Origin of the sequence: Halobaculum limi (assembly GCF_029490015.1) — an archaeon.
GTDB classification, from domain to species: domain Archaea; phylum Halobacteriota; class Halobacteria; order Halobacteriales; family Haloferacaceae; genus Halobaculum; species Halobaculum limi.
On record NZ_CP120468.1, the window covers coordinates 2,498,746 to 2,511,037 of the forward strand.

At 67.0% G+C, this 12,292-nt stretch carries 16 protein-coding genes; 5 read left to right on the top strand and 11 right to left on the bottom strand.

The window, feature by feature from the left end; all coding sequences use genetic code 11:
• Positions 1-38: 38 nt before the first annotated feature.
• On the top strand, positions 39-212 hold the full coding sequence (locus tag P0D77_RS12650) for an HVO_2523 family zinc finger protein (RefSeq protein ID WP_277553439.1): 174 nt from the start codon (positions 39-41) through the stop codon (positions 210-212).
• Positions 213-370: 158 nt separating this feature from the next.
• Positions 371-1,330, top strand: coding sequence for a phytoene/squalene synthase family protein (locus tag P0D77_RS12655; RefSeq protein WP_277553440.1), 960 nt, complete (start codon positions 371-373; stop codon positions 1,328-1,330).
• A gap of 59 nt (positions 1,331-1,389) precedes the next feature.
• On the opposite strand, the gene cruF is transcribed toward P0D77_RS12655, so the two are convergent.
• From cruF to P0D77_RS12670, 3 genes are read right to left on the bottom strand one after another with little or no spacing between them, the layout of a single operon-like run.
• A complete protein-coding gene (gene cruF, locus P0D77_RS12660; RefSeq protein ID WP_277555803.1) occupies positions 1,390-2,268 on the bottom strand; it encodes a bisanhydrobacterioruberin hydratase in 879 nt (292 codons plus the stop codon).
• A gap of 44 nt (positions 2,269-2,312) precedes the next feature.
• Positions 2,313-3,176 carry a prenyltransferase gene (locus tag P0D77_RS12665; RefSeq protein WP_277553441.1) on the bottom strand — a complete coding sequence of 288 codons (864 nt, stop codon included), beginning with the start codon at positions 3,174-3,176 and terminating at the stop codon, positions 2,313-2,315.
• A gap of 4 nt (positions 3,177-3,180) precedes the next feature.
• Positions 3,181-4,686 carry a phytoene desaturase family protein gene (locus tag P0D77_RS12670; protein WP_277553443.1) on the bottom strand — a complete coding sequence of 502 codons (1,506 nt, stop codon included), beginning with the start codon at positions 4,684-4,686 and terminating at the stop codon, positions 3,181-3,183.
• A 159-nt stretch (positions 4,687-4,845) separates the two neighbouring features.
• On the opposite strand from P0D77_RS12670, the gene P0D77_RS12675 reads away from it, so the two are divergent.
• A complete protein-coding gene (locus tag P0D77_RS12675; RefSeq protein ID WP_277553444.1) occupies positions 4,846-5,544 on the top strand; it encodes an SDR family NAD(P)-dependent oxidoreductase in 699 nt (232 codons plus the stop codon).
• Positions 5,545-5,604: 60 nt separating this feature from the next.
• Here the strand turns inward: P0D77_RS12675 and P0D77_RS12680 are convergent, their stop codons facing one another.
• Positions 5,605-6,513, bottom strand: coding sequence for a DUF106 domain-containing protein (locus P0D77_RS12680; protein WP_277553445.1), 909 nt, complete (start codon positions 6,511-6,513; stop codon positions 5,605-5,607).
• A 156-nt stretch (positions 6,514-6,669) separates the two neighbouring features.
• Entirely contained in the window at positions 6,670-7,296 is a 627-nt protein-coding gene (locus P0D77_RS12685) for an adenylate kinase (protein ID WP_277553447.1), read from the bottom strand.
• Between the two features lie 156 nt (positions 7,297-7,452).
• Here P0D77_RS12685 and P0D77_RS12690 point away from each other — a divergent pair, with 156 nt between their 5' ends.
• Positions 7,453-7,896, top strand: a complete 444-nt coding sequence (locus tag P0D77_RS12690; protein WP_277553448.1) for a DUF7975 family protein — start codon at positions 7,453-7,455, stop codon at positions 7,894-7,896.
• 30 nt (positions 7,897-7,926) lie between these two features.
• Here P0D77_RS12690 and P0D77_RS12695 read toward each other — a convergent pair whose 3' ends face one another.
• The 5 genes from P0D77_RS12695 to gatD are packed head-to-tail and all read right to left on the bottom strand — an operon-like array spanning position 7,927 to position 10,965.
• Entirely contained in the window at positions 7,927-8,175 is a 249-nt protein-coding gene (locus P0D77_RS12695; RefSeq protein ID WP_277553449.1) for a hypothetical protein, read from the bottom strand.
• Positions 8,176-8,235: 60 nt separating this feature from the next.
• A complete protein-coding gene (locus P0D77_RS12700) occupies positions 8,236-8,493 on the bottom strand; it encodes a hypothetical protein (RefSeq protein WP_277553451.1) in 258 nt (85 codons plus the stop codon).
• 49 nt (positions 8,494-8,542) lie between these two features.
• Positions 8,543-8,689, bottom strand: a complete 147-nt coding sequence (locus tag P0D77_RS12705) for a hypothetical protein (RefSeq protein ID WP_277553453.1) — start codon at positions 8,687-8,689, stop codon at positions 8,543-8,545.
• Positions 8,690-8,749: 60 nt separating this feature from the next.
• Positions 8,750-9,700, bottom strand: coding sequence for a GNAT family N-acetyltransferase (locus P0D77_RS12710; RefSeq protein ID WP_277553454.1), 951 nt, complete (start codon positions 9,698-9,700; stop codon positions 8,750-8,752).
• Positions 9,697-10,965 (bottom strand): Glu-tRNA(Gln) amidotransferase subunit GatD, encoded by a 1,269-nt coding sequence (gene gatD / locus P0D77_RS12715; protein WP_277553455.1) that lies wholly within the window; start codon positions 10,963-10,965, stop codon positions 9,697-9,699. Before gatD ends, P0D77_RS12710 begins: the two co-directional genes overlap by 4 nt.
• A 123-nt stretch (positions 10,966-11,088) precedes the next feature.
• Between gatD and P0D77_RS12720 the strand changes: the two genes are divergently transcribed.
• Positions 11,089-11,592, top strand: a complete 504-nt coding sequence (locus tag P0D77_RS12720) for a DUF8526 domain-containing protein (protein WP_277553456.1) — start codon at positions 11,089-11,091, stop codon at positions 11,590-11,592.
• On the opposite strand, the gene P0D77_RS12725 is transcribed toward P0D77_RS12720, so the two are convergent.
• Positions 11,593-12,285 carry an ArsR/SmtB family transcription factor gene (locus tag P0D77_RS12725; RefSeq protein WP_277553457.1) on the bottom strand — a complete coding sequence of 231 codons (693 nt, stop codon included), beginning with the start codon at positions 12,283-12,285 and terminating at the stop codon, positions 11,593-11,595.
• Positions 12,286-12,292: the final 7 nt, after the last annotated feature.

Genomic DNA, 12,292 nt, shown 5'->3' on the forward strand with positions numbered 1-12,292 from the left:
TCCGAACCGCTTTGTCGGCGTCGTCCGAATCGGTGCGTATGAGCGACGCGGACGGATCGGCGGCGAGCGAGGGAGGGGAAGCGACCGGCGAGGAGGTGAAGCAGACGCGCCCGTGTCCGTACTGCGGGTCGTCGATGGTCCACCGCCACTGCGAGTACGTCTGCCCCGAACACGGGGTCGTCTTCGACTGTTCAGACCCATTTTACGGGTGAGGTGCAGAACGGCTGGAAGCCCCTCGTGGGGTTTCAGCGAGGTCAAAATCGCAGGGTGCGAGCGCACCAACTGTTATAGTGTGGGCCGACGTACTATTCGGTATTCAAATGCGTGGACGGCACAGTGCTGACAGAGCGTGGGGTGCGCAGACGCAGCGATGGTAGACGACGATCAGATCGCCAAGAGCAAGCGCATCCAGCAGCGCACGGGGAAGACCTTCCACTTCGCCACGCGGGTGCTCCCCGAACGGGTGCGTGAACCAACCTACATCCTGTACGCGTTCTTCCGCGTCGCCGACGAGATCGTCGACGGCGCGGAGACGGCCCCGCCAGACGAACAGCGACGCGAACTCGACCGCCTCCGTGACGCCGCACTCGGCCGTATCGAGACGGACGACCCCGTGTTGTCGGCGTTCGCGGAGATGTGCGACGAACACGGCATCGCAGACGAGGACGTGGTGACGTTCATCGACGCGATGCGGTCGGACATCGACACCGAGCGCTACGAGACGTACGAGCAGTTGGAGGCGTATATGGACGGCTCCGCCTCCGCCGTCGGCCGGATGATGACGGCTGTGATGGAGCCAGAGGAACCCGAGGCCGCGTTGCCGCACGCGACGGCACTGGGTGAGGCGTTCCAACTGTCGAACTTCCTGCGCGACGTGCGCGAGGACATCGTCGACCTCGACCGCGTGTACCTCCCACAGGAGACGCTCCGCGAGTACGGCGTCACCGAAGAGCAACTGAAGCGGTTCGAGTTCGACGAGCACGTCGAGTCGGTGATGCGCCACGAACTCCGACGGGCCGAATCGCTGTACAAGGAGGGCGTCGCGGGCATCAAGTACCTCCCCGAAGACTGCCAGTTCGCGGTGTTGCTCGCGGCAGTGTTGTACGCCGAACACCACGCGGTCATCCGCGAACGCGGGTTCGACACGCTCTCGGAGACGCCCGAACTCGGCACGCTCCGCAAGGTGAAATTGTTCGCACAGACGCGCTGGGCGTGGTTCCGCTGTAAAGACCCCGAGACGGTGTTCCGGCGCGTCTCCTGTGTCGCGTACGGCGACAGCGAGACGAACCGTTCGGGCGCGGGACACGGCGACCGACTCCCAGCGCGGTAAGAACGACCCATTTTCTCGACGCTCGACTCCCGCAGGTCGCGAGTCACTCGGCTACTCGACTACGCTCGTTGCCACAGTTGCCGCACCAGGTCGGCGTCGAACCGATCCGCACGGACCAGTCCCACGCCGATAGCGGCGGCGACGGCGACCGCGAGTGGGTTCCAGAACCAGAGATTCACGCCGCCCCACAGGAGGACGAAACTCACCATGTCGTCGAGCATAAACTCGCAGTCGGCGAGTCGCGAGCGGAGTGCCGCCCGGTCGAAGGCGGCGTCGAGGACGACCACGGTGACGGTCGCCGACAGCACCCACCCCGCGTAGTTGGAGAGGGGGACGCCGTAGAACCCCTCACCAGTCAGCACGCCGAGTGCGCCGACGTTCTCGACGCCGGTGTACGCCCAGAAGCCGAGTGCGACCGCGCCGGGGTCGAGCACCACGTCCAAGACGAGGACGAGGCCGATGACCGCGAGCAGACGGGTGAGCGTCCGCTCTGCGCGGTCGCCGAGCAACAACAGCGACAGCAGGTAGGCGTTCGCGACCAACGGGAGGAAGAACACCGGCAGTCCGAGCGGGACGCCGCCGAACTCCGGCCCAAGCGCCACGAGGTACTCGAACTCGCCGTAGGGCCACCCCGTCGAGATGCCGACGTACTCGATGGTGTAGGCGTACGCCGACAGCAGGGCGATACCCGCGAGTTCGCGCCGCCCCACGAGCGGTGCGAGGCCGACGACGAGCGGCGACCGCATCACGAGCGTTCCCAATAGGATCATCCCGCCGTTGAACGCCAGCGGGGCTAACGGTGTGCCCGCGAAGACGCCCTCGGCGCTGGCGACGAGGAGGATTACGCCCACGAGCGGGAAGACGACGGAGATGGTGACGCGGTTCTCGCGCACCAGTTCGTCGAGGCGGCGTTCTGCCTCGCGGCGGTCGCTCGGCATCGCCTCGCGGAGGCCGTCGAGTCGGCCGGTGCCGGTCTCGGGACTCACGGCAACACCGCCTCCGGTGAGACGATGCGGGTGAGCGCGCCCATCGTGAGGACGGCCCCGACGACCGTGTTGATGGCGGGATACCACCAGTACGCCCGGTCGACTGCGATGCCCGACCAGTAGATGGCGAAGACGACGACCGGATACGCGAGGAGGAGGAGGCCGATGCGGTTGTCGACGGCGGCGAACGCGACTGCAGAGGTGAGCCAGCAGGCCGCACAGTAGACGTACGTCCGCTCCTCACCGAGGACGGTCGCCGTCGTCCGGATACCCGCCGCACGGTCGGGGGCGATGTCGGGGATGGCCGAGAACGTGTGCATCCCCATCGCCCACAGCCACGCGCCAACGAGCGCCGCGACCGGCGGGGCCGACCCGGTGAGGAGGGCGAACGCCGCCGCCCCCGGCAGGATGTACAGGCCGTTCGAGACGGAGTCGAGGAACGGGGTCGTCTTGAAGCGGAACGGCGGCGCGGAGTACTGCGCACCGAGCAGGAAAAAGCCCGCCAGGAACGGCCACGCGGCCTGTGGCGTCACGAGGAACGTTCCGAGGCCGAGGACGAGTGACCCGACGACGACGGCCGGGACGAGTGGGCCACCGTCGTAGCGGACTTCCTTTTCGTCTTTCTTGGGGTTCGCCTCGTCGACGTCGCGGTCGAACACGTCGTTGACGCCGTACAAGAACAGGTTTGCGGGGAGCAGGAAGTAGCCGAACAGCAGGAAGTTGGTCGGCTTGAACAACTCCGCCACGGTCGCAGCGCCGAAGGCGACGCCGACGACGACCGGCCCCGCGAGGTAGAACCAGAAGCGCGGGCGCGAGAGTTTCAGCAGGTAGCGGCCCCGTGCGGTGACGTCGGCGTACATACGGTCAGTCGGACCCGGCCATCGTCTCGGCCGTGAGCAGTCCCGAGATGAGACACATCGGGACGCCGATGCCGGGCGTGGTGGTCGACCCCGTGAAGTAGAGGCCGTCGACCTTCGACGACTCGTGACCGGGGCGGAACGGTGCCGTCTGTCGGAGCGTGTGCGCGAGGCCGAGCGCCGACCCCTTCATCGAGTTGTAGCGGGCCGCGAAGTCGTCGACGCAGAACTCCTTCTCGTAGACGATGCGGTCGCGCAGGTCGACGCCCGTGTTCGCGGCGATGTCGTCGAGGACGAGTTGGCGGTACTGACTGCGGAGTTCCGGCGTGTCCTCCAGGCCGGCCGCGATGGGGACGAGGACGAACAGGTTGGAGTGACCCTCGGGGGCGACGGTGTCGTCGGTCTTCGAGGGAACACACAGGTAGTACGCAGGGTCGTCGGGCCACGCGGGGTCGTCGAATATCTGCTCGAAGTGGTCGTCCCAGTCGGTCGGGAGGACGAGTGTGTGGTGTGCGAGTTCCTCTACGTCGCCTTCGACGCCCATGTACAGCAGGTACGCCGACGGTGCATAGGTTCGCGACTCCCAGTAGTCGGCGTCGTACTGGCGCTTCTCGGGCGCGAGCAGTTCCTGTTCGGTGTGGGCGTAGTCGGCGTCGCTGACGACCAGATCGGGGAGGTACGTGTCCGCGTCGTCGCCGCCCGTCTCGACTTTGAATCCGCCGCGTTTCCCCTTGATGGCGGTGACGGGGGCGTCCGTCTCGTAGGTGACGCCCAGTTCCGCGCCCATCTCGACGATGCCGTCGACGACGGCACCGAGGCCGCCGTCCGGGTAGTAGACGCCGAGGTTGAAGTCGACGTGACTCATCAGGTTGTACAGCGCCGGCGTGTTGTGCGGCGACCCCCCGAGGAACACGAGGGTGTACTGCATAATCTGCTGGAGTTTGGGGTGGTCGAAGTAGTCCTCGACGTGGTCTTGCATCGACCCGATGAGCGAGAGGCCCCACGAGTAGCGGAGGACGTCTGGGTCGATGAAGTCCACGAGGTCGTCGCGGTGTTCGTACACGAAGTGCTCCATCCCGATCTCGTAGTTACGCTCGGACTTGCGGAGGTAGTCGTCGAAGGCGTCGGCCGCGCCCGGTTCGTACGACTCGAACGTGTTGCGGTTCGCGTCCAGATCCGGGACCATGTCCACCTGGTCGCCGTCTTTGAAGAAGATGCGGTAGTGGGGGTCGAGTCGCGAGAGCGTGTAGTAGTCCGACGGTTCGCGGTCGAAGTGGCCGAAGAACGTCTCGAAGACGTCGGGCATCAGGTACCACGACGGACCCATATCGAAGCGGAAGCCGTCTTCTTCGAGGACGGAGGCCCGACCGCCGAGTTGTTCGTTCTTCTCGAGGAGGGTAACGTCCGCGCCGGCGTCGGCGAGGTAGCAAGCCGTCGAGAGGCCGCCGAACCCGCCGCCGATCACGACCACGTCTTCGCCAGCGAGCGAGGAGCGGTCACGAGGTGTTCGCATTGGACGAATTACACACCCGCGGCTTATAAAGAGTGGGCGGTCGAACCGCTGCCGTCCTCGTGTCTTCGAGAGGGTCGGACGCGACGAGTGTGACAGTCGTTCGGTAGTCGGACAGGTCACGCCCGCAACCACTACGTCGTCGCCAGTCCTTACTGGAGTATGGACGAGACTACCGTAGTCGTGACGGGCGCGACGCGCGGCGTCGGCCGTGCGGTCGCCGCCGCGTTCGTCGACGAGGGCGCACACGTCGTGATCTGTTCGCGAAACGCCGACGACGTAGAGCAGACGGTCGACGCACTCTCGGCGAACGGATCCGTCTCGGGCCTCCGTGCGGACGTCCGCGACGAGTTCGACCTCGAACGACTGATGGAACGGGCCGCCCGGGAGGGCGCACGCGACGGCATCGATGTCGTCGTCGCCAACGCCGCCGTCAACCACGGCACGCCTGGCGAGATGCCCATCGACGCCGAACCGTACAGCAGATTCGACGACACCGTCCGCACCAACGTGCGCGGCGTGTTCGCGACCGTGGAGGAGGCCGCACCGTACCTCACGGAAACGGCGCGCATCCTCGTCCCCTCAGGATCGGTCGCCCGCGAGCCGAAGGCGGGGATGGGCGCGTACGCCGTCTCGAAGGCGGGCGCGGAGGCGGTCGTGCGCCAGGCGAACGCCGACCTCGACGCGACGGCGCTCACGCTGGATCTCGGACTCGTGAACACCGCACTCACCGGAAATCAGGGTGGGCGCGACCCGGACGACGTCGCGCCGATGTTCGTGTGGGCGGCGACCGACGCCGACCCCGACGAGTACGGTGGTGGCGTCGTCGGCCTGCGGGAGTGGAAGACGGCGACGCGATAGGCGTCGCCGCTACTCGTCGGTGGGAGTGTCGAACCGAAAATCGAGGGTCGGCGGGCGTGGTTACGACGTCGACGGCGACATCGAGATGTTGAGCCCCTTCTGGATGATCTGGGTGAACGCCATCGAGCACAGGAAGTACCAGATGATCCACGTGGGCATGATGAGTAGGTTATCGGTCCATTGGACCTGCCCGGCAAGCGGGAGGACGATTGGTTCGAGGTCGAGACCAGGCTGACCCTCCGCGCCGCGGAATCCGATCTTCCAGTACATCCACAGGAACACCGGGATAGTGAGGACCATAATCCACACCATCGGGCGGAACTGCTCTTTGAACATCCCGAGTTGATCGCCCATGGCCTCCATCTGCTCTTCCTGGATGGCCTGCATCGCGTCGTCGTCGCCGCGCTCTTTGGCCTCCTTGCGGCGCTCTTGGATATCTTTCATCCGCTGTTGGTACGCGGCCATCCGGTCCATATCCATCAGGTTCGCACGCAGGAGCGTGGAGTACAGCCCCGTCAGTGTCGCGAGGATCATAATCACGGCGTACAGCGGCAGGGCGTCCTGCAACGGACCGAACAGGACGTCCATCGCGTTGCCGACGATGCTCCGGACCGGGCCGTAGGAGTAACCGACGAAGAACAGCAGCGTCACCACGCCGGCGGCTTTGTCGTAGATGCTCCACGACACCTCGCCGGAGTCGGGAACCTCAACGTCGCTGCTGCTGGTCGATTCCTCGGGTGCCTCCAGTCCAGCCTCGATCGCCTCGCGGTCGGCGAGCGCGAATCCTGCCTCGCCGTCTTCGAGGACGCCTCGCTCGATGAGGCGGCCCCACTGACCGCTGGAGAGGTCCTCGCGGACGTCGACCCACTGGACCTCGCCGTCCTCCGCGCGGTCGAGGACGACTTCGATAGCCTCGCGCATCTGGGGCTCGGAGGCGAGTTCCCGGACACGCGCTTCGATTCGTGCCATTACCCGCCGTAGGCGGTTCCCACGTAAGAAGGTTGTACTCTCGGTGCCGCCACAGCGCACGACCGACCCGCGTGACCCGGGGCGCTCGTGGGCGCTGTGGCTCACGGGGACTGGGTCAAAAACGCAAAACTGGGTTCGGTGGCTGTCGGTCGCCAGTCAGTTCTCGACGACGTCGACGATCGACTCGAACACGTCGTCGGGCGTGCCCTCACCGGACACCTCGACGAGCGACCCCTCCTCGCGGTAGTGCTCGACGACGGGTTCGGTGTTCTCGCGGTAGACGCGTAGACGCTCGCGGACGGTGTCTTCGGTGTCGTCCTCACGCTGGATCAACTCGCCGCCGCAGTCGTCGCAGACGCCGTCTTCCTCGGGTTGGTCGAACTCGACGTGGTAGTTCGCGCCGCAGTCGTCGCAGACGCGGCGGCCGGTCAGGCGCTCGACGAGGACGTCCTCGGGCACGTTCAGGAACAGGACGGTGTCGAGGTCGGTCTCCTCAGTGAGGAACTCCGCCTGGTCGAGGTTGCGCGGGTAGCCGTCGAGGACGAAGCCGTCGGCGTCGGCGAGTGCCGCGACGACGATCTCGTTGACGACGGGGTCGGGCACGAGTTCGCCCGCGTCCATGAACTCGCCGGGCGTCCCGTACTCCGTCTCCATATCCTTGTTCTGACGAAGTGCGTCACCGGTCGTGATGTGGTCGAGGTCGTACTCGGTGGTGAGGCGCTTTGCTTGCGTCCCCTTCCCGGCCCCCGGCGGACCAAGCAGCAGGATTCGGTGGTCGCTCATACGTGTCGTCTCCGACCCCACGGTGAAAGGCGTGCTGAATCCGGCGCGGATCGGTGGGACCGGAAGCCGACACGGGTGCGGTCGTGTGTGGGCCGACAGCCACCCGTCCGACCGGAGAGCGCCCGCTTTTTACGAGCACCGGGAGTAGCCGCTCGTATGACCCGCTTCGACGCCGACACCGCCGCCGACCGGCGGAAACTGTTCGCCGACGCCGTCACCGCCCACCGCGAGCGTGGGAGCGCCTTCCTCACCGTCGAGGTGCAACCGCCGCGCGAGCGAGTCGAGTTCGGCGACGCACCGGCCGACGACGACGAGAGCGACGACGGCGAGGAGGCGTCGCCGCCGCCGTGGATCCAGTTCGCCGAGAAGACGTTCAACCTCGACTGCACGGACGAGGAACTCGACCGCCTGCACACGCTCCTCGACGACTACCCCGAGTTCCGCATCGACGAACGCGAAGCCCCCGAAGACGCCGATGGGACGAACGTCCGCATCTCTGCGCGCTCGGACGCTAATCGGCTCGCAGGGTTCATCGATCAGGCGTTTCAGGCCGTCTACGACCAGCCAGAGGACTATCGGGCGTGGATCGTCCAGATCTGATCGAGGGTGTCGCTCGGCGGCGTTCGGACGTTACTCGCGGCCGATGAGGATGTACAAGAGCAGCACCGCGCCCGCCCCGAACACCGAGACGAACAGGCCCGCGAGGACGGTCGCGAGCGCCCAGATGGTCGCGTCGTCGTTGCCCCGTGACTGCGCGTCGCGGTACACCCAGTAGGCCATCCCGACGGGGATGAGCAGACTGAGGATCAAGAAGATGAAGAAGATGACGAGCAGTTCCACGCCGCCAGGGAGAGCGCCGAACAGCGGAAGGGGGACCATACGCGGGTGCACAGATTCACTGACAAAAGAAGTACCGAAGATGACAGCGGTCCAGCGTTCTCAGTCGCGGATGACGACGAAGTAGTAGACGCCGACGGCGAGCAAGAAGCCGAGGAACGACAGCAACAGCGATGCGAGGCCGAGTGCGACCGCCCACAGTGCGGGCGAGTCTGTCCGGCGCTCTTGCGCGTCCTGATAGATGAGGTAGCCGACGACGAGTGCCAGGATGACGTTCACGACGCCGAGAACGCCGAGGTCGAACCCGCCAGGGATCTGGAGCGCTACTGCGGTGAGCGTCGTGAGGAGCGTTGGAATCACAGCCCCCGATACACCGGCGGGGTGGATAACTCCGACGGCGGCGCAGACATCAGTCCAGTCGTGTCAGCAGCACGTAGACGGTGTAACTGAGAATCACACCGCCGAGCGTGTAGCCGACGACGTCCAGCGTCGAGGGGCCCCCGGTGTGAAGCGGGAGCGACGCCGCTGTGACGAGGCTGTCGAGCGTCCGGAACACAGGTGCAACGCGGGAGTGCGACTACGTAACTTCGCCGGTCTCCGAGAGCGACGGGCCGTCTCAGAACAGCGAGTCGTCGGTGAGGTCGGCGGCCATCACGAAGTCCGGTTGGTCGGAGACGGGCGTTCGGACCGCGGCGGCGTCGGAAACGTGGTGCGCAGTCTCCGGTATCAGGATGCGCGTGTTGTCGATGCCGCGGGCGGCGGCGTCGCGGGCGACCGCCTCGGACAGGGCCCGAAGCGCCTCGGTGTCGGCCCACGCGGCGACGTGGTAGACGCCCCACGTCTCCTCGACGCCGTCCTCGTTCTCGCGGTCGTAGGTGTACGCCAGCGAGGTGAACCCGCGCGTGCCGCCGTCGACGACGACGAACAATCCGTCGCGGTCGGCGGCACGCTGGAGGTCCGCGCGGGTGAGTTCCGAACACGCCCACGACTCGCCACCGTCTATCGCGAGGCCCGCGAGGTGGTCGCGGGCGTCACTCCGCGTCCAGTAGGCCCACGCGGCGTCTGCGTCGTCGGTGACGACGAGGTCCGGGTCGGCGTCTCCGTCCGGGTCCGGTTGGAGCCAACGGAACTCCGTCGCGGGGTCGAAGCCGACCGTCCGGGACTGCCCGAGACCGGCGACGTTCCACGAGAACACCATGTTGCGCGAGACGACCGCGCCCTGTTCGCGTGCCCAGCGGAATCCCTCGCGCGAGAGCAGCGGCGAGAGGTCGTTGCCGCGGTAGGCGGGGTTGACGCGCATCCCCTGTGCCCACGCTTCCGTCTCCGAGAGCAGGACACACTGCATCACGCCGGCCACGTCGTCGCCGTCGTCGACGTCGATGACCATCGTGTACTGCTCGTCGTCGTCGGTCTCGACCCAACGGCCGAACACGTCGGGGAGGTAGTCGCCGTGACGGTCGCCCCACGTGTCCTGCGTGAACCGGACGACGTGGTCGACGTCCGACTCGCGCGCCCGCCGGACGGTGAACTCGTGGTCGGCGGCGGTGTCGGCGTCGCGGTCGGTCATACCCAGGGCTTCGACTCCTCGGTGAGTTCGCCCGCGAGGTCACGACCCATCGCGTCGTCGGGGTCGGCGGTGTTCGCGAGCGCCCACATCAACTTCACCTTCGCCGTGCCGGGGAGCGTGTCGCCCGCCTCGACGACGCCCGCGTCGAGGAGGTCACGGCCGGTGTCGTACACGCGGTCGCAGACGCGCCCCTCCAGACACTGACTCGTCATCACGACGGTCGTGCCGTCGTCGACCAACTCCTCGAAGCGCGGGATGAGGTCGGTGTGGACGTGCCCGAGGCCGGTCCCCTCGATGACGACGCCGGCTTTCCCGTCGAGGTACTCGAGCGCCGCCGGGTCCATCCCGGGCGTGAACTTGATCAGTTCGACGTCCTCCGCGAGGTCCGGGGCGAGTGCGAGGTCTGCGTCGCCGCGACGGGCGCGGGGCTTGTCGAACTCCACGGCGATGTCGGACTCCTCGGGGCCGTAGGTGACGCGCCCGACTGGCTTTGCACCGACGGTCTGGAAGGCGTCGCGCCGCGAAGTGTGGTTCTTGCGGACGCGCGTGCCGCGGTGGAGCGCACAGTAGTCGTCGGAGGGCGTCCCGTGCATACAGACGAGCACCTCCGAGCAGTCCGACTTCGCGGCTTCGACGGCGGCGACGGCGTTCATCACGTTATCCGAGGAGGGACGGTCGGCAGAGCGCTGACTCCCCGTGAACACGATAGGGACCGGCGTGTCGAGCATATACGACAGCGCCGACGCGGAGTACTGCATCGTGTCGGTGCCGTGCATCACGACGACGCCGTCCGCGCCCGCTTCGATCTCTTCGTGGACGGCCTCGGCGAGGTCGCGCCAGACGGTCGGGTCCATATTCTCCGAGAGGATGTTGGCGACGACGCGCCCGCGGTAGTTCGCGCGGCCCGCCAGGTCCGGGACGGCGCGCAGGACGTCCTCCGCGTCGAAGCGGGCAGTGACAGCGCCGGTGCGGTAGTCGACGGTGGAGGCGATGGTGCCGCCAGTCGAGATGAGCGCGATGGTCGGGAGGTCGTCGTCGAACGCGACCGCTGAGGCAGCGTCGTCGTCCTGGCCGTCTTCGTCACCGACGGTTCGGGCGGCGCGTTCGAGCACCTCGACGCTCGCGTCTGCGCGGTCGACGCCGACGTTGTAGCCGCCGTCGAGTTTGAGGACAAGGTTGGCCTCGTCGCTCGACGGCATCAACACGCCCTCGTCGGTGACGCCCGCGTGGTCGACGCGGACGCGGTCTCCGGGGCTCGGGGTCATACGCGACGGTAGCGGTCGGCGCGAACTTGAACCTGCCCGTCCGCGGTGAGGCAGGCGCCACTCGGTTCCCTCGGCGGGCCACCCAGCACAAGAACCTTGCCCGCGCGTCGCGCAGTAGCAGGTATGTCGAAGAGTCTGGAGGAACTACAGGAACTCGCCGAACGCAACGGCGACGCAGAGGCGTCGACGAGCGCCGACGCGGGTGAAGAGGCCGTCTCCTCGGGCACCGACGAGTCGACCTCGCGGCTCGGCCGGACGCCGTTCAGTGTGAAGGGATTCCTGCTGACGGTCCTGGTTCTCACCGCGGGTCTCGTCGTCGGGTCGGCCGTCCCGTTGCTCGGCGGCGTCGTTCGCTACGTCGGCCTGTTCGCCGCGGCGTTCGCACTCGGCCTCGTACGGTCACGCCGCGCGTACCTCGAAACCGCCGTCGCGGGCGCACTCGCGGCGGGCGGGGCGTTCCTCCTCGGGACGCTCACCACCGGCGGTCTCGTCGTCGGGACGAACCTCCTCGCGGACTACGGCGTCCCCGTTGCGGGTGTCGGCGTCACCGTCGGCGCGTTGCTCGCCGTCGCTGGTCTGTACTTCGGACGCGACCTTCGGGCGGGGCTGACCCGCGACATCGAGTAGTCAGTCTGGAAGCCGCCAGCGGTCGCCGTCTCGAACGAGTAGGTCGGCCTCCGCGAGTCGACTGAGTCCATCTCGCACGGCCTCGTGGTCGGCGTTCACTTCACGGGTGACCGCTCCCGTCGTGCCGTCTGTCGACCTGACCGCCGCGAGCAGTTTCGCGTAGAATCGGGAGTCGGCGTCGATGCCGAGACGGTCGTTCACGCGGTCGAGCAGATTCGTGATCCGCCCGTGGACCCATCGCTGGGCGAGTGAGAGTTCGTTCTCTAAGTCTTGTAACCGGTCGAACTCGGCGGCCAGTTGGCTCGCTTCCCCGCCCGACTCGTCAGCACCGTCTGCGCCGTCCGCGGTGCCGACGCGGGCGTCCAGGTCCATCTGCATATGCGGGCAGCGACCCTGGATGTCGAGTTCGGGATTCGCGGGGTACGCGGACTTCGCCCCGAACCCGTGGCGAGAGACGTTCACTTCGAGGCGAACGTCGCGGGCGATGTGGAAGTACTTGCGCCGCCGGTCGTCGGTGTGGCTCTCGATGAGACCAGCGTCCTCCAGTTTGCGGAGGTGGTCGATGACGGCCTTGGGCGACACGCCGAGGTACTCACTGATCTCGGTCACGTAACACGGCTTGTGTGAGAGCAGGCGGAGTATCCGCCGTCGGTTCTCGTTGCCGAGGAGATCGAGCAGTACCGCGGAGTCCATACACGTT

Excerpts from the sequence above, each read along its gene's own strand:
- P0D77_RS12650 (WP_277553439.1), top strand. The coding sequence starts at position 39 with ATGAGCGACGCGGACGGATCGGCGGCGAGCGAGGGAGGGGAAGCGACC.
- P0D77_RS12655 (WP_277553440.1), top strand. The coding sequence starts at position 371 with ATGGTAGACGACGATCAGATCGCCAAGAGCAAGCGCATCCAGCAGCGC.
- cruF (WP_277555803.1), bottom strand. The coding sequence starts at position 2,268 with ATGCCGAGCGACCGCCGCGAGGCAGAACGCCGCCTCGACGAACTGGTG.
- P0D77_RS12665 (WP_277553441.1), bottom strand. The coding sequence starts at position 3,176 with ATGTACGCCGACGTCACCGCACGGGGCCGCTACCTGCTGAAACTCTCG.
- P0D77_RS12670 (WP_277553443.1), bottom strand. The coding sequence starts at position 4,686 with ATGCGAACACCTCGTGACCGCTCCTCGCTCGCTGGCGAAGACGTGGTC.
- P0D77_RS12675 (WP_277553444.1), top strand. The coding sequence starts at position 4,846 with ATGGACGAGACTACCGTAGTCGTGACGGGCGCGACGCGCGGCGTCGGC.
- P0D77_RS12680 (WP_277553445.1), bottom strand. The coding sequence starts at position 6,513 with ATGGCACGAATCGAAGCGCGTGTCCGGGAACTCGCCTCCGAGCCCCAG.
- P0D77_RS12685 (WP_277553447.1), bottom strand. The coding sequence starts at position 7,296 with ATGAGCGACCACCGAATCCTGCTGCTTGGTCCGCCGGGGGCCGGGAAG.
- P0D77_RS12690 (WP_277553448.1), top strand. The coding sequence starts at position 7,453 with ATGACCCGCTTCGACGCCGACACCGCCGCCGACCGGCGGAAACTGTTC.
- P0D77_RS12695 (WP_277553449.1), bottom strand. The coding sequence starts at position 8,175 with ATGGTCCCCCTTCCGCTGTTCGGCGCTCTCCCTGGCGGCGTGGAACTG.
- P0D77_RS12710 (WP_277553454.1), bottom strand. The coding sequence starts at position 9,700 with ATGACCGACCGCGACGCCGACACCGCCGCCGACCACGAGTTCACCGTC.
- gatD (WP_277553455.1), bottom strand. The coding sequence starts at position 10,965 with ATGACCCCGAGCCCCGGAGACCGCGTCCGCGTCGACCACGCGGGCGTC.
- P0D77_RS12720 (WP_277553456.1), top strand. The coding sequence starts at position 11,089 with ATGTCGAAGAGTCTGGAGGAACTACAGGAACTCGCCGAACGCAACGGC.
- P0D77_RS12725 (WP_277553457.1), bottom strand. The coding sequence starts at position 12,285 with ATGGACTCCGCGGTACTGCTCGATCTCCTCGGCAACGAGAACCGACGG.